The following is a 15,940-nucleotide window of genomic DNA, read 5'->3' as shown; positions in this document are numbered from 1 at the left end:
TGTCCAACAGAAAGCGCCGCGAATGTGTGACGCGCATTTTATTGTTCGAGCCACCCTCCCGCAAAGCCTGCTTTTTTCAAGCCGTCTCGAATGTGTTTGTTCTTCTTCATCACGTTCCAGATCACTTGCGAGCGCCAGTTCTCCAGTTGAATGAGGATGGGTCCCTGATCGATGCCGAGATAATCTTTGTCAAACCATCCTTGTGTGCCATCGGCATAGTCGATGCTGAGGTTGAAGGCGTCTTTGAATCCGTATTTGTCGTAGAGCTTTGTGCCAAAGCGTTTCTTCATTTCCTGTAGTGCCGGTATGCAGATCTCCGGTGCAAAGGCAAGGGATCCACCGGCGGCCGTTGGTGCAATGGTGCCATCGTCCTGAAGATAGAATTGAGAAGCACCGCGCGCGTTGTAGCCCTGAAACGACACGTTGGGGTTGCGCTTGCCATCGTTGCCCGGACCATCGCAGGCCGTGAGACCCCAGATGCTTTTTTCATAGCCTTTGAATCCTGCAGCGTTCACCACACAATACGAGCGATTGGCATAGGTTGCGCGGCGCGAATTTTCGAAATAGTCGATGCCCTTTGTCTTCATATAGTCATCCGAGATGCCTTTGAAGTCAATGAACATGTGTGAATACTGATGGCCAAACAACGGACCGAAGTTCACAAACTCCTGCCCCTGATATTTTGTCCATTGATAAGAATCGGTCCATGCTTTCCAGCTGTCGGGTGAGATGCTGTGGGTGGGTGAACCTAGCGCAAGGATGTAGAGGATCATGCCTTCGTTGTAGCCGCGCCACGTAGCATCAAGGAAACCGTGTTCCGGATGCCAGCCCATGCTCATCACATTTTTTTTGTTCATTGCCCAGTCCCACTCCACAGCGAGGTAGAGCGCTTCGGCGATGTCACGAATTTCTTTTTCGGTGGCCGAGGCGCCGTCGAAGTAAGACTGTGTGGAGAGTATACCCGCCATGAGCAAGCCCGTGTCGATGGTAGAGAGTTCAACCTGCTGAAACCGAAGGCCGGTCTTCATGTCGAGAAAGTGATAGAAGAAACCTTTGTAGCCGGCTACCCCGGCCGTGGCGTCGCCTTTGGGAAGGGCTTGCATAAACTTGAGGGTCGTCAACACTCTTGTTGCGGCCTGTTCGCGGGTGATGTATTTGCGTTCCACGCCTACGATATAGGAAGTGAGTCCAAAGCCGGTGGCGGCAATACTGGAAAAGCTTTCTGAAGGCCAGCGGTCGGGTTGCTGACCGTTGTCTTTACCGGCCAGGTCCCAAAAGAAATCGAACGTCTGTCGCGACAGTGAATCGAGGAACGCTTTGGGAAGCGGCACTTTGGCCGGTGCCTTTTGCTGCGCGAAGGTGGTGCAGCAGCACACGACAAGAATCCATGCGGCGAGAATGAGTCTTCGAGAGGCATTGATCATAATAAAACGTCTTTGGTTGTAGAATAGAAATATCGGAAGAAAAACGAGATATGAAAGACGTATTTTTTTTGAGTGGCGTCTTCGGCTATTCTTCAATCAGAAATTCAGGATCGATGCGATAGCGATCGTATTGTGTGAGGTTGTTGGCCACGATCACCGAACGAAGCTGGCGGGTGTAGGCCGACCGGCGTTCGGAGAAATATTTGAGATGCGGCAAGAGCTTGAACGGATTGTCGGTCTTGAGGCGGGCGCGGCGCAGGCTTCGGTAGGCCGTTGATCGCGAAAGTATTTCGAAGTAGTGTTGAATGGACTGCGACATGTCGGTGTACGAGCGCAGGTAGATCATGCGGTTGCCCCGCGTGTGCGATGCCGCGATGCGCGGCTCGTTGGCGTTGAACGACCAGATGCCAAACAGGTTGCTGGCACTGAGAAAGAAACGGCTTTGCCCCCACCCGCTCTCTACCGCCGTTTGAGCCAGCACGATGCTGTTGGGCAAGGTTCGCATCCGGCCGATGAGGTCGTTCACTGTTTTTGCTTTGTAGCGAACCTTCATATCAAAAAAGAAAACACTATCGTCGGCTTCCCACGCCAGCTTCTTTTTCAGCTGCACCATGCGCTTGCGGTCTTCTTCGATGTTGTGTTTGGCGATGAGAATGGACGGCAACACGGCCGCAATGAACTTGGCTTTGGCCTGGGGCGATGGCAGGCGATCGAACCCCGACACGTTGGTATACAACACGGGCTTCACCAATTCGTCTTTCAGCATCTCCACCTCGTCCAGCGATTTGATGCTGATCGTTTGGGAATCTACCACCGTGCCTTTGTGACGGTTGCAACCCATGCCGAGCATGAGCAACACAACGGTCGCGATCTTCAACCCATATCCACCACAGCGGCAAGCCATAAAACAAAAATAACCAGGAAAGGTCTGATCACACCAACCAGTCATCGCCACCGGCTGCTGTCGGGCGATGCAGGAATGCTTTCACATTTCCTCAGGTAAATTTTTGATATTACAACAGCCCTTTAATGATGCCCATCAGTCCCGCCGGAAAAACGCCGAGCCAGATGAGCGACACCGTGAGGATGGCCATGGTGAACCCGCTGATGATGTAGGCCACCGGGTGCAGCATGTGTGGTTGATCGCTGTCGCGTTGTGGCTGCTCGAACATGACGGCGATGATTCTGATATAATAATACAGACCAACAACACTATTCACAGCCAGCATCACCACCAGCAACCATTGCTGCGTGTGCACACCGGCGGCGATGACATAGAACTTACCCACGAACCCGGCCGTGAGGGGAATGCCCGCCAGTGAGAGTAACATGGCGGTGAAGATGGCGGCCGTCCAGGGCCGGCGCCAGAGCAGGCCGCGATAGTCGTCCATCACTTCAGCGTCGCGCTCGGTGTCTGAGAGCGTGGCCAGAATGCCAAACGCTCCCAATGTGGTCACGAAGTAGGCCACCAAGTAAAAGGTGACGGCCTCCGTTCCCATGGCATCGCCCGCAATGAAGGCCACCAGCAGATAACCCATGTGCGATATGGATGAGTAGGCCAGCACACGCTTCACATTGTTCTGACGCAAGGCCAGAAAATTTCCGGCGAGCATCGACGTGATGGCGATGCAGGTGAAGATAAGTACGAGCACGGGGTATTGTTGCGCATGAAGGGTGTCGAAGAACCGCACCAGCAATCCCACCATACCTCCTTTCGACACGGTGGCAATGAACGCTGTGACCGGGGCGGGTGCACCTTCATAGACATCGGCCGCCCACATGTGAAACGGCACCACGCTCAGCTTGAAGCCCATGCCCACCACCATCATGCCCAGGCCTGCCACCATCATGAACGGCAGGCCTTGCACCGTTGCCAGGTATTGGGCCATGCCTTCGAACGACATGGTGCCCGTGGTGACATAGACCAGCGCCATGCCAAACAACAGGAACGCCGAAGAGAACGCCGCCAGAATCAGATACTTGATGCCGGCTTCGTCAGACCGCTCGCGCTTGCGCAAGTAGGCAATCATGGCATACAACGCCACGCTGAGAATTTCCAATCCCAGAAACAACGACACAAAATGTTTGCTGATGACCAGCACCACCGAACCCAGCGTGGCCAGTATCAGCAGGATATAATATTCCTCTTTACGTTCCTCGCGCTGCTCAAAATAGGCATACGACATCATGGTGACGAGCAACGATGTCAGCAGTATGAGGCCTATATAAAATACACCAAAGCCATCGATAACAAACAAGGGCTCCAGCTCATGCCGCGTGCCCGCCATGTTGGCAACTACATAAACAAAATCGGCCAGCAACGACAAGAGCGTGATGATGTAGATGACTTTATGATTGCGCTTCACGGCAATGGAGAACATGATGAGGATGGCCGCGCTGGTGAGAATGAACAGCGGAACAACGCTCAGAAAATCATTTCGGGTCATGCTCACCTCCTTTCACATGTTGATTGACCAACAGCCCTGACGTGGTGACCTGCGTTTGTGCAGTGCCTGCCTTCGCTGGTTGGTCTACCTGTTGCATGACGGCTTGCGGAAAAAGCCCGAGCCAAACAATTGCCACTACCAATGGAACCAGGATAAGTTTCTCACGCCCCGAAAGATCGGGTAGTGTGTAGTGGTGCTCTGGTTTCCCCAGGAAAATTTTTTGAACGATGCGTAGCGAATAGGCGGTTGCCGCCACCAGCCCCACCGTGGCGAGTATGGTGAGGGTATGATTGGCCTGCCATGCTCCCAGCAAGGTTAATATCTCCGCTACAAAGTTGCCCAGGCCCGGCAGCCCCAGCGACGCCATGGCAAACACCAACCCCATGGTGCCCATGAACGGCACCTGCGGCCAGAAGCCTCCCATGTGATTGATGTCGCGCGTGTGTATACGTTCATAGAGCACGCCTGCCAAAATGAACAACGCTCCTGTGCTGATGCCGTGCGTGATCATTTGCATGACCACACCTTTCATGGCCACCTCGTTGAAAGCAAACACGCCCAGCATCACAAAGCCCATGTGGCTCACACTGGTGTAGGCCACCAGGCGTTTGATGTCGGTTTGTGCAAAGGCGAGGATGGCGCCGTATAAAATTCCCAGCACGCCCAATCCCATGAGCACCGGCGCGAAGTAGTGCGAGGCTTCGGGAAACAGGGGTACCACAAAACGGATCAAACCATAGGCGCCGGTCTTCAACAACAGTCCCGCCAGGATCACGCTGCCGGCCGTGGGCGCTTCGGCGTGTGCATCGGGCAGCCACGAATGAAATGGCACCACGGGCAGCTTCACAATGAAGGCGGCCAGAAATCCAAGCATGAGCCAGCGGCCGGTTTGGGTCGAGAGCGGTGTGCCCAGCCATGCGAAGTAATCGAACGTATATTCTCCAGCCGTTGCGCCGTGAACAAAATACATGCCCAGCACTGCCAATAACATCAGCAGCCCGCTGGCTTGTGTGAAGATGAAAAACTTGTAGGCCGCATACCGACGATTCTCATGGCCCCAGATGCCAATGAGAAAATACATCGGGATCAGCATCATTTCCCAAAAGAAATAAAACAGAAAAAGGTCCATCGCTAAAAACACCCCGCTGATGCCGGCCAGCACCCACAGCATGTTGAAATAAAAGAAGCCCACCCGGTTTTGAATTTCCTTCCAAGAGATGAGCACCGCAGCCATGCCGAGAAAAAACGTGAGCAACAACATCAACAGGCTGAGGCCATCAAGCGCCAGGTGAAAGCTGACGCCAAATTGTGGAATCCACGGCTTCATAAAATGAACCTTCCAGCTTCCCCCGGTCAGCGCCGTAGTATTTTCGGCACTCCAAAGCGAACCCATAACCACAAGATAGATGGCAAGCACCGCCAGGGCTATCCATTTTGGATAGGAGGCGTTTATTTTTTCGGCGCTCCAGGCCAGTATCCCACCGGCGAGAAGGAAGATGATCAATGCGGGTAAAATCATAAGATCAATCCAATGGTTAACATCAGTATGGCCCCGATCACAATGCCCATCACATACCAGCGCATCATGCCACTTTGTGTATAGGCCAGCGCCCGATGGAAAAACTCGGCCACCGTCACCAGACCGGTATAGAATTTATCCAGTACGTCGTGCTTATTTACTTTCGCTATGTAGACGAAGGGTCGCACCAGCAGCGTATCGTAGAGCGCGTCGAATCCCCAACCCACAAACCAAAGGTGGTGGAGCCCGGGAATCTCTTCTTTTATTTTCGAAGGCAGGTCCGGCTTTAACACATAGAGGTAATAAGCAAGCCCTACCCCACTGAGCGCCACCACCGCCGCGATGACCTGGAACAACAACTCCATCGATTCTGCATCGGGCCGGACGTTTACTGCCGGAAGCACCGGGCTCAAAAAGTCAGAGAAGATCGTGACATGCCCCAGCGTGTGCGGCAATTCCAGAAAGCCGGCCAGCGTTGACAACACAGCCAAAACCACCAGTGGCGTCAGCATAGCCTTTCCAACGGGATGACTAACATGCGAATGTTCCGCTCCGAAGAACGTGACAAACACCATACGAAAAGTATAAACAGAGGTGATGAATGCGCCGAACAATGCCGCGAGATATAACAACACGTTGCCACGTTCTCCCGCCCAGGCCAGCCAAAGGATCTGGTCTTTGCTATAGAATCCACCGGTAACCAGCGGGATGGCGGCCAGCGATGCCGCGCCAATGAGAAAGGTCCCATAGATTACAGGAAGCTTGTGACGAAGCCCGCCCATTTTGAACATGTCGTGCTCATGATGCAGCACCAGGATGATGGCCCCGGCACCGAGAAACAACAAGGCTTTGAAGAAAGCGTGTATCATGAAATGGAAGATCGCCGCCGACCATGCGCCCACCCCAAGCGCAAGAAACATGTAGCCGATCTGGCTGATGGTGGAATAGGCCAGCACACGTTTCAAATCATTTTGCGTGAGAGCGCTGAAACCCGCCAGCAAAAGTGTTACCGCGCCAACAATGCCCACAGCCAGTTGGGCCTGTGGTGCCAGTTCAAAGATCACGTGCGTGCGGGCAATGAGGTAAACGCCGGCCGTAACCATAGTGGCCGCGTGAATGAGTGCGCTCACGGGCGATGGCCCCGCCATGGCATCGGGCAACCAGGTTTGCAACGGCAGCTGTGCCGATTTGCCAACCGCGCCACCCAGCAACAAGAAGCCAACCAGCAACGCCGTTTGATCGCCAACACTCCAGGCTTGGGGTGCTTGCTGCAGCAGGCTTTGAATGTGAAGGGTGCCAAACGTTTGGAACAGAATGAAGAGGCCAATGGCCATGGCCGTGTCGCCTACTCGTGTCACGATGAATGCCTTGCGGGCAGCGTAGCCGTTCTTCTCCTCCTGATACCAAAAGCCGATCAGCAAATAGCTGCAAAGGCCCACGCCTTCCCATCCCAGGTAGAGCAACAATAAATTGTCGGCCAGCACCAGGATGAGCATCGAACAAACAAACAGGTTGAGATAGGCGAAGAAGCGGGCAAAGCCTTCATCGCCGGCCATAAATTCGGAAGAGTAGATGTGAATGAGAAATCCCACGAAGGTGATCACAAAGAGAAAGATCATCGACAACGCGTCGAGGTGAAAAGCGAATGAGGGTTGAAAATTTCCAATGGCCATCCAGGTCCAGAGGTGTTGGTCAAACGGCTCGGGTGCCGACAGAAACGCGAACCCGATCAATAGCGTGATGAGCGCCGAGAGGCCAACACTTCCCGCCCCCACCAGGGTGGCCAGTGTGCGCGACATCCTGTGCCCACCCAGAATCAGGATGAGCGCTCCGGCCAACGGCCATGCAGGTATGAGCCACAACAATTCTTTCATAGGGATTATCCTTTCATTTTACTGGCCATGTCGCCGTCGAGTGTTTTCAATTGATGATAGATCTGCAGAATCAACGCCAGGCCTACCGACACTTCGGCTGCGGCCATGGTGAGAATAAAAATAAACATCACCTGTCCGTCGGCTTGCGCCCACCGCGATCCGGCCACAATGAAAGCCAGGCCAGCCGCGTTGAGCATGATCTCTACCGAGATGAGCATGAAGATGATGTTGCGCCGGATCAGCACGCTGATCAACCCCAGCATGAACAACACGCCGGCCAGGAGCAATCCGGATTCTACGGGAACGGTTTCCATTTTTCTAATTATTTAAGCGTCGTCATTCTTCTGTGCTTTCCAGAAAGCGGTGAACCACTTTCTTCTTTTGTCGTCCAAGGTGATAGGCACCTACAATGCCCGCCATCAACAGGATACCACTCAACTCGACACCGATCACATAAGGCCCATACAATGAAAGCCCGACAGCTTTGGCATCGAGCATGGGTGCGTTGAAGTCGGTGGTGCGGCTTTGTAAAATCATGTAGGCCAATTCCGCCAGGAGCACCACTGAAAGCAGCGCGGGGCCGATGAATATCTTTCGCGTCAGCCACTCCCGCTCCTGCTCTACCGCTTCGGCCTTCAGGTTCAGCATCATGATCACAAAAATGATCAGCACCACAATAGCACCTGCATAAACAATGATCTCCAGCGCCGCCACAAACGGCGCACCCAGCACGAAGAACACGATGGAAATGGCCAGAAAAGAAACGACGAGATACAGCAACGCGTGAATGAGGTTATAGCGCGTGATGACCATGATGGTGGACAACACAGCAATGGCGGAAGCGACATAGAACGTGAGGTGCATAGCGGTTATGGCATTAAACTTTTCACATCTACCGGCGGATTTTCATTTTCCGCTTCTCCTTTATCTTTTCCACCGATCGCCATGCCCGCCACCTTATAATAGTTGTAGCCGGCATACTTTCCTTGTCCGTCGATGAGCAAGTCTTTCTTTTCATAGACCAGGTTCTGACGATTGTATTCCCCCATTTCAAAATCGGGGATCAGTTGAATGGCATAGGTTGGACATGCCTCTTCGCAGTAGCCGCAGAATATGCAACGCGAAAAGTTTATCCTGAAAAACGCCGGATAACGCCGGCCGTTCTCATCTTCTGTGGCCTGCAGCGAAATGCAATCTACCGGGCACGCTGCTGCACAGAGATAACAACCCACGCATCGTTCGCCCATGTCGGGATCGCGCGTGAGCACAATGCGGCCTCGCCATCGCGTGGTGAGCTTCACCTTCTCTTCGGGGTATTGAATGGTCTCACGTTTATGAAACATGTGCAAGAACGTGATCCACAGACTTCGAACAATGCTGAACATAAAATAGCTTGTGTTAATGTGTTATGTTTCCAGCCACAGCAGAATGGTGGCCGTAGCCACCAGGTTCAGCAACGTGAGCGGAAATAATATCTTCCAGCCAAACTCCATCAACTGATCATAGCGCGGCCGCGGCAACGAAGCCCGCAGTAGGATGAAGAAGATGATGAAACCGAATGTTTTCAAGGCAAACCAGGCCACCGGCGGCAAAAACTCCGGCCCAAGCCAGCCCCCAAAAAACAACACCACCGTCACACTCGAGATGAGCGTGATGCCCAGATACTCTCCTACGAAAAACAATCCGAATTTCATTCCCGAATATTCCGAGTGAAATCCGGCCACCAGTTCACTCTCTGCTTCGGGTATGTCGAACGGCAGGCGGTGTGTTTCGGCGACGCCGGCAATGAAGAACATGAGGAATCCAAAAAACTGCGGCACCACATACCACATTCCCCGCTGCGCTTCCACAATGTCGTTCAAACTAAACGACCCCGACATGAGCACCACGCCCATCAGCGAAAGCCCCATAAAAACTTCGTAGGATATCAATTGTGCTGCGCCGCGCATGGCACCCAGCAACGAATATTTATTGTTCGAAGCCCAGCCTCCCAAAATGATGCTATAGGCTCCCATAGACGACATGGCCAGAAAAAAAAGTATGCCCACATTCAGATCCGACACCACAATGCCCGGAGCAAACGGCACCACCACAAAACTCATCAACACCGTGATGGCCACAATGGCCGGCGCGATCACAAACACAAACTTATCGGCAAACGGTGGTATCCAGTCTTCCTTGAAAAACAACTTGATGGTGTCGGCCAGCACCACCAGCAAACCAAAAGGGCCCGCGCGATTGGGACCATAGCGATCCTGCCACAACGCCAGCATGCGGCGCTCAAGCCAGATCAACCCCGGGGCAATGGTAAGCAATGCCCCCAGCACCGCGCCGATGATGATCATAGGATGTAAAGCTGTTTTTTCCATGATCGTTCTATTTTAGGATGGACCATGCCGGCAATTCTACAATCGTTAACCCTTCCAGACCATAAGGCATCCCGGCCACGCCCTTTGGCAAATATTGACTGATGACCACGGGCAACGCAAATGCCTGTCCCTCTACCTCAAATGTCAATGTGTCGCCGGCATTCAGACGGCGCTCGGCGGCATCGTCGTTATTCAGCATAACATACGGTTGGGGTATACGCTCAGCAACTGGTTTGGAATGGTTGCTCAATTCTTCCGACCCGTAGATGTGATGAAGGTGCACCATCAGCAAATGGTCCTTCATGGGATGAAACGCTTCGGGTATGCCGCTGAAATAGGGCGCTGCGCCACGCTCCTTGGGTTCCAGCAAACGAACACCCGGATCGCCATCGCGCAACGCGTGGCCCACCTCGTCCTGGTATTTGTTTACCGACTGCACCGAGTTCCATCCCGGCGACCAAAAGAAAGGAATCATGCTGGACGGCGCCTGACCACGATAGCCCTCCATGGTGTAGGACAGCGAAGAGTCTGCGTCTTCCGGCGGTTTTGGTTCGCTCACGTTGATGGCGGCGTTCATGGAAGTTCTTCCACTGTAGCGGTGCGATTCGCGCGGAATGCGCTGCCCCGCCATGCGAAACGACGACGGGGGTGTGACCTTCTCCACGCCGCGAAGCAAAACTTCTTCGGCGGCCAGGGCGCGTGTCACGTCTTCAAAATTCTTCCAGGCTGCCAGCCTGGGATGGTCAACGGCCGCGCCAATGTTCAACAGCCACCGCCAGCTTTCCTGCATGCCTTGTGCGGGCTCATAGACCTGGAAGAAGCGTTGTGCGCGACCTTCATTGTTCACCACCGTTCCGTCGGATTCGGCAAAGGTTCCGGCCGGCACCACCACACTGGCTTTTTGTGTGGTGGGTGTGTTCAGGTAGTCGACCACAATCACATTGTGGCATGTCTTCATAAATTCGTCTACGACTGACGGTGGTCCGTGACGATAGAGATCGTTTTCCAGAATGATCACGGTGTCGTCGCGCCGGTTCAGGATGGTGTCGAGCGCCGACTGAAGCCGGTGGCCATTCAGAAGGGCAAGCCCCATGGCATTCGATTCCGATAGCGTGAGCACAATGCCTGCGGCTTTGTTTTTCTTTTGCAGCGCCCAGGCCACGTTGGCCGCGGCCCGCAGAATGATCTCGCTGCCACATCCTGTTCCGGAAATAATTACAGGCCGCTGTACTTGCTGCAACGTGTTGGCTATTTGCAAAGCCTGTTCTTTTTCATCGTTGCTGAGGTCATCAACGGCCGGCGCTTCAGGATCGAGAAGGTGCGCCACGGCAAATCCCAGGCGGGCAATGTTGTCGGGTTCGGCGCGATAAACACGTGTGGCCAGCTCGTCCAGTTTTGTGGTGTGCACGGTGGCCATGAACAATGGCCCTTTTTCGTCTTGTATAAATTCGCGGGCGGCGGCGTCATTCCATTCCACGATATTGTTTTTCGCGGCGTGTTGCAGGGGTTGCCGGCGCACGCTTTGGCGAACGGCCAGGGCCACCATGGGCGCCGTGTTCGTCAGGTCTTCGCCCAGTATAAAAACAGCATCGCAGTTCTCCACCTCTTTCAAGGGAAGACTTCGCGCCGGCCCTTCGGTGAGGATCTTCACCACGAGATCGCCCAGGTTGTGTTCGTTGTCGTTAACACCGTGATAAAAGTTATCTTCTCCTACCAGGGCCTTCAATACAAAATTGGACTGCAGAGAAGCTCTTGGCGAACCAATACCGATCACGTTATGCCCCAGAATGGAGCGTTTGATCTCTTCCAGTACAGTTTCGCGCGACACGGTTTCGTGACGCACCCTGGGTTTGCGTATGCGGTCTTCTGCATTCACAAAGCCATAGCCAAAGCGGCCACGATCGCACAGAAAATAACCGTTCACTTTTCCATTATAGCGATTCACGATCGATCGCAGTTCGCCGTAACGTTCGCCGGCAATTGTATTGCAACCCACGCTGCAGTGCTGGCATATGGACGGCGCGTTGGTCAGATCCCATTTGCGTGTGTAATGTTCCTTCAGCGTTTTGTCGGTGAACACACCCGTGGGACAAATTTCGGCCAGGTTGCCGCTGAACTCACTTTCCAACGTTCCTTCTTCGTGGCGTCCGAAATACACCTGGTTCCGGGAAGCAAATGCATCAAGGTCTTTGCCGCCGGCATAGTCTTTATAGAACCTCACGCAACGATAACATTGAATGCAGCGGTTCATCTCGTGGTTGATGAACGGGCCGAGGTATTGATTTTGATAGGTGCGTTTCTTGTATTGAAAATGCCGGTAGTTGTGGCCGGTCATCACGGTCATGTCTTGCAGGTGGCAGGCGCCGCCTTCGTCGCACACGGCGCAGTCGTGCGGGTGGTTGGTCATGAGCCATTCCACCACGTGTTCGCGAAACTCTTTTGCTTCGGGGTCCTGTATGGAGATGCGCTGATTGTCGGCCACCGGTTCCATGCACGACATGATGAGTCTTCCCTTCTTGTCGTCGGCATCTTTGTATACTTTCACGGCACACTGCCGGCAGGCGCCCACCGAGCCCAGCGAAGGATGCCAGCAAAAGTACGGCAAGTCGAGGCCCAGCGAGAGGCACGACTCCAGCAGGTTCTTCCCCGCTCCTACCTCGTACGATTTGTTGTCGATATAGACGGTGGCCATGGCTATGCTGAAATTTTATGATGAATCAACATTTCAAAATCCTTTCGGAAATATTTCAACGCGCTCTGCAGCGGTTCCATCGCTCCCGGCGCCAACGCGCAAAACGTGTTGCCCGGACCGAGATATTTGGTATGGAACTCCAGCAGCTTCAGGTCTTCGGGTTTTCCTTCGCCCCGCTCGATGGTGTGCAGGATCTTCTCGACCCACGGAAGACCTTCACGACACGGCGTGCAAAAGCCGCACGACTCCTGGGCAAAGAAGTGTTCGAGATTTTTCACAAAGCCCACCACACTGGTTTGGTCGTCGAGCACAATCATGGTGCCCGTGCCCAAACGACTTCCGGCAGCAGCCACCGACGTGTAGTCCATTTTCACGTCGAGATGTTCTTCTACAAGAAAATCAGTTGATGCACCGCCTGGCAACGCGCCGCGAAAACGATAACCGTCGCGCATCCCGCCAGCATGTTCTTCCACCAGTTCGCGCATGGTCACATTCATGGGCAACTCCCACGCACCCGGTCGTTTCACATTGCCGCTGACACCATAAATTTTTGTTCCGGCATCCGAGCCACGACTCAGGTCCTTGAACCACTCGGCGCCATTGTTCACGATATGCGGAATGCAACACAACGTTTCCACATTGTTCACGATGGTGGGTTTGCCAAACAATCCGCTGATCTGCGGAAAGGGAGGCTTGGCCCGCGGGGTGGCGCGTTTGCCTTCTAGTGAATTGAGCAGGGCCGTTTCTTCGCCACACATGTACCGACCCACGCCGGTGTGAAGATGCATGTCGAGATCGAACCCTGTACCCAGTATGTTTTTGCCGAGATAACCTGCGGCGTATGCTTCCTCTATGGCCGTGGTGATGACCTTTGCCGCTTGCTTGTAGGCCCAGCGCAAAAACACATACGCGTTGTCGGCCTGAATGGCGAAGGCCGCCAGGATCATGCCTTCGATGAGTTGATGCGGCGTGTTCTCCAGCAGGATGCGGTCTTTGAAAGTTCCTGGCTCCATCTCATCTGCATTTGCGATAAGATATTTGGGCTTGGGCGCATTCATCGGAACAAAACTCCATTTCATGCCCGTAAGAAAGCCAGCGCCCCCACGTCCGCGCAGGTTCGACTCTTTCACCAACGTGGTGACGGCCTGCGGCGCCATGTCTTTCAATGCCTTGCGCACGGCGGCATAACCTCCGGCTTTTTCATATTCCTGAAGCGTTAACGGCCTGCCGTCGGGGCGAACATGTTGGGTGAGCGGTTTGTTCATAGCGTTTAGGTCAGGTGTATTTTTCCAGTATGGCGTCCAGCTGATCCGTTGTCACGTCGCGGTACAGGTCGTGATCGATCATAAATGCCGGTGCGTGATCGCAGGTGCCCAGGCATGGGTTGGGCAACATGGTGTAGCGCCCGTCGAGCGTGGTTTCTCCAAAGCCGATGTTCAGCTTTTGGGAAAGATGTGCCTGTATCTTTTCATAGCCCATCACCCAACAGCTGATGCTGTCGCACACTAATATGATATGACGCCCCACGGGTCTTCTGAAAATGAGGTTGTAGAATGTTGCCACAGAGTCAAGCTCCGCGGGCGACATGTCCATGAACGCAGCCACGTCTTTCAAACTTTCGTCGGAAACCCACCGTCGATGTTCCTGCACCACTTTCAGTGCTTCGATGCACGCCGCCTTTCGCAACGGCACCTGGTGAATGGCGCGTTCTATTTCCTGTTTTTCTTCGAGCGTCAGCATAATCTTTTCATTCTATAGTTTGATTGAATTTTGTTCCTATCGGTCAATATCTGCCAGCACATAATCCATCGCTCCCAGTATGCTCAGCAAGTCGGCCACCGTGTAACCTCTGCTGATGTAGGGCACGGTCTGCATGTGTGCAAACGACGGGGTGCGAATGCGCATGCGATAGGGCGATGTGTTGCCGTCGCTGATGGCATAATAACTATTGGCACCTTTGGTAGCCTCTGTGCACACCATGGCCTCGCCCGCCGGAATGACCGGTCCCCAACTCACCCCTAAAAAGTGTGTGATGAGCGTCTCTATATCTTTCATAGTCTGTTTTTTCACGGGCGGTGTAGTGAGCGGGTGTTCTGCTTTGTAGGGACCTTCCGGCATATTCTTCATGCATTGCTCCACGATGCGCAGGCTCTGGCGCATTTCTTCCACGCGCACTTTCGCGCGATCATAACAATCGCCATTCTCGCCGAGAGGAACGTCGAAGTCAAAATTTTCATAACCGGAATAGGGTTGTTTTTTCCGGAAGTCCCAATCAAAACCACACGCGCGCAGCCCCGCGCCGGTCACACCCCACTCGATGGCTTCTTCGGTGGTGAAGATGCCGATGCCTATGGTGCGCGCTTTGAACAGGCTGTTGCGCATCACGAGGTCGTCGTATTCCTTTAAGCGTTTCGGGAAATAGTCAATGAAGGTTTTCACCAGCTTCTCCCATCCCAACGGAAGATCCTGGGCCACGCCGCCGATACGGAACCAGTTGGGATGCATGCGTCCGCCACACACGGCTTCAATGATGTCGAACACACGCTCGCGGTCGGTGAACATATAGAACACGGGCGACAGCTGGCCCACATCCTGCGCAAAGGTTCCATACCAAACCAGGTGACTGGCAATGCGAAACAGTTCGCACAGCATGATGCGAATCACGTTGGCACGTTCGGGAACTGTGATGCCGGCAAGTTTTTCGATGGAGAGAAGGTAGGCGAGATTGTTGTTGACACCGCCAAGGTAATCGATGCGGTCGGTGTAGGGGATGTAGGTGTGCCACGACTGGCGTTCGGCCATCTTTTCGGCGCCACGGTGGTGGAAGCCGATGTCGGGCACAATATCTACAATGTCCTCACCATCCAGTTGAAGGACGAGACGAATCACGCCATGGGTGCCGGGATGTTGCGGCCCAATGTTGAGAAACATAAAATCACTGTCGTCGCTTTGCCGCTCCAGTCCCCAGTCTTCGGGATTAAATTGCAGGGCCTCTTGTTCGCGGTCCTGCTTTTCGTCCCACAGTCTGAAGGGTCCCATTTCGGTGGCGCGGGCGGGATGTTCTTTTCGCAACGGGTGTCCCTCCCAGGTCAGCGGCATGAGAATGCGCGTGAGGTGGGGATGGCCTTCGAAACGGATACCAAACATGTCGAACACTTCGCGCTCATACCAATTGGCATTTGCCCACAGGTTGGTAATGCTGGGCACAGACAACTCCCCTTCTTTCAACGCTACCTTGAGGCGAAGAAAGCCGTTGCCACCATAGGAAAACAGGTGGTAGACCAGGGTGAAATGTTCGGAAGGATTGGAAGGATCTTTTTTGCGGGAGCGCTCGTCGATGGCAGTGATGTCGTAGAGAAAACGATAGGCGGGTCGGTGATCGGTTTTCAAAAAATAGAGAACTTCCTTTAAACGGCCCAACGGCAGCCAAAGGGTGACCATGTCATCCTTTGTCGCTTGTCTGGCGAAGACATCGCCAAACTTTTGCGCCAGCAGTTCTGTTGGATCAAGTGGTTTTTCCATAGTTATGCCGCACACCGCAGTGCCCGGATTTTTAGGTCAACCTGTTTTCAATCACTCATTCGTCATCGTTTAGTGTGTTACATACTTTGTGAA

The 15,940-nt window shown here is 53.7% G+C and carries 12 protein-coding genes and 1 pseudogene; all 13 read right to left on the bottom strand.

Annotation, left to right across the window (positions count from 1 at the left end):
* Window positions 1-38: 38 nt before the first annotated feature.
* On the bottom strand, window positions 39-1,424 hold the full coding sequence (locus tag JI741_RS23740; protein ID WP_202013927.1) for a glucoamylase family protein: 1,386 nt from the start codon (window positions 1,422-1,424) through the stop codon (window positions 39-41).
* Window positions 1,425-1,509: 85 nt separating this feature from the next.
* The gene (locus JI741_RS23735; protein ID WP_202013926.1) at window positions 1,510-2,328 is read right to left on the bottom strand and encodes a glucosaminidase domain-containing protein; all 819 of its coding nucleotides are present in this window, start codon (window positions 2,326-2,328) and stop codon (window positions 1,510-1,512) included.
* A 109-nt stretch (window positions 2,329-2,437) separates the two neighbouring features.
* The gene (locus JI741_RS23730; protein ID WP_202013925.1) at window positions 2,438-3,871 is read right to left on the bottom strand and encodes an NADH-quinone oxidoreductase subunit N; all 1,434 of its coding nucleotides are present in this window, start codon (window positions 3,869-3,871) and stop codon (window positions 2,438-2,440) included.
* On the bottom strand, window positions 3,858-5,390 hold the full coding sequence (nuoM, locus tag JI741_RS23725) for an NADH-quinone oxidoreductase subunit M (RefSeq protein ID WP_202013924.1): 1,533 nt from the start codon (window positions 5,388-5,390) through the stop codon (window positions 3,858-3,860). Before nuoM ends, JI741_RS23730 begins: the two co-directional genes overlap by 14 nt.
* A complete protein-coding gene (nuoL, locus tag JI741_RS23720; protein ID WP_202013923.1) occupies window positions 5,387-7,264 on the bottom strand; it encodes an NADH-quinone oxidoreductase subunit L in 1,878 nt (625 codons plus the stop codon). Before nuoL ends, nuoM begins: the two co-directional genes overlap by 4 nt.
* 5 nt (window positions 7,265-7,269) lie before the next feature.
* A complete protein-coding gene (nuoK, locus tag JI741_RS23715; RefSeq protein ID WP_202013922.1) occupies window positions 7,270-7,578 on the bottom strand; it encodes an NADH-quinone oxidoreductase subunit NuoK in 309 nt (102 codons plus the stop codon).
* A 22-nt stretch (window positions 7,579-7,600) separates the two neighbouring features.
* Complete coding sequence (gene nuoJ / locus JI741_RS23710) at window positions 7,601-8,128, bottom strand: NADH-quinone oxidoreductase subunit J (RefSeq protein WP_202013921.1); 528 nt, start codon at window positions 8,126-8,128, stop codon at window positions 7,601-7,603.
* A gap of 5 nt (window positions 8,129-8,133) precedes the next feature.
* The gene (nuoI, locus tag JI741_RS23705) at window positions 8,134-8,649 is read right to left on the bottom strand and encodes an NADH-quinone oxidoreductase subunit NuoI (protein WP_202013920.1); all 516 of its coding nucleotides are present in this window, start codon (window positions 8,647-8,649) and stop codon (window positions 8,134-8,136) included.
* 21 nt (window positions 8,650-8,670) lie between these two features.
* Window positions 8,671-9,633 (bottom strand): NADH-quinone oxidoreductase subunit NuoH, encoded by a 963-nt coding sequence (nuoH, locus tag JI741_RS23700; RefSeq protein ID WP_202013919.1) that lies wholly within the window; start codon window positions 9,631-9,633, stop codon window positions 8,671-8,673.
* 820 nt (window positions 9,634-10,453) lie between these two features.
* Window positions 10,454-12,325: pseudogene (gene nuoG / locus JI741_RS23695) on the bottom strand (NADH-quinone oxidoreductase subunit NuoG); the annotation flags it as partial.
* A gap of 2 nt (window positions 12,326-12,327) precedes the next feature.
* Window positions 12,328-13,590: an NADH-quinone oxidoreductase subunit NuoF gene (gene nuoF / locus JI741_RS23690; RefSeq protein ID WP_202013917.1), complete on the bottom strand. Its 1,263-nt coding sequence runs from the start codon at window positions 13,588-13,590 to the stop codon at window positions 12,328-12,330.
* A 10-nt stretch (window positions 13,591-13,600) separates the two neighbouring features.
* Complete coding sequence (gene nuoE, locus JI741_RS23685; RefSeq protein WP_202013916.1) at window positions 13,601-14,065, bottom strand: NADH-quinone oxidoreductase subunit NuoE; 465 nt, start codon at window positions 14,063-14,065, stop codon at window positions 13,601-13,603.
* A 36-nt stretch (window positions 14,066-14,101) separates the two neighbouring features.
* Window positions 14,102-15,847, bottom strand: a complete 1,746-nt coding sequence (gene nuoC, locus JI741_RS23680) for an NADH-quinone oxidoreductase subunit C/D (protein ID WP_202013915.1) — start codon at window positions 15,845-15,847, stop codon at window positions 14,102-14,104.
* Window positions 15,848-15,940: the final 93 nt, after the last annotated feature.

The sequence above is a fragment of the Chryseolinea lacunae genome, assembly GCF_016735595.1.
GTDB lineage: Bacteria > Bacteroidota > Bacteroidia > Cytophagales > Cyclobacteriaceae > Chryseolinea > Chryseolinea lacunae.
This window is presented reverse-complemented; position numbering and strand designations above follow the sequence as displayed.

Coding starts and splice junctions, on each gene's coding strand:
- JI741_RS23740 (WP_202013927.1), bottom strand. CDS start 1,424: ATGATCAATGCCTCTCGAAGACTCATTCTCGCCGCATGGATTCTTGTC.
- JI741_RS23735 (WP_202013926.1), bottom strand. CDS start 2,328: ATGGCTTGCCGCTGTGGTGGATATGGGTTGAAGATCGCGACCGTTGTG.
- JI741_RS23730 (WP_202013925.1), bottom strand. CDS start 3,871: ATGACCCGAAATGATTTTCTGAGCGTTGTTCCGCTGTTCATTCTCACC.
- nuoM (WP_202013924.1), bottom strand. CDS start 5,390: ATGATTTTACCCGCATTGATCATCTTCCTTCTCGCCGGTGGGATACTG.
- nuoL (WP_202013923.1), bottom strand. CDS start 7,264: ATGAAAGAATTGTTGTGGCTCATACCTGCATGGCCGTTGGCCGGAGCG.
- nuoK (WP_202013922.1), bottom strand. CDS start 7,578: ATGGAAACCGTTCCCGTAGAATCCGGATTGCTCCTGGCCGGCGTGTTG.
- nuoJ (WP_202013921.1), bottom strand. CDS start 8,128: ATGCACCTCACGTTCTATGTCGCTTCCGCCATTGCTGTGTTGTCCACC.
- nuoI (WP_202013920.1), bottom strand. CDS start 8,649: ATGTTCAGCATTGTTCGAAGTCTGTGGATCACGTTCTTGCACATGTTT.
- nuoH (WP_202013919.1), bottom strand. CDS start 9,633: ATGGAAAAAACAGCTTTACATCCTATGATCATCATCGGCGCGGTGCTG.
- nuoF (WP_202013917.1), bottom strand. CDS start 13,590: ATGAACAAACCGCTCACCCAACATGTTCGCCCCGACGGCAGGCCGTTA.
- nuoE (WP_202013916.1), bottom strand. CDS start 14,065: ATGCTGACGCTCGAAGAAAAACAGGAAATAGAACGCGCCATTCACCAG.
- nuoC (WP_202013915.1), bottom strand. CDS start 15,847: ATGGAAAAACCACTTGATCCAACAGAACTGCTGGCGCAAAAGTTTGGC.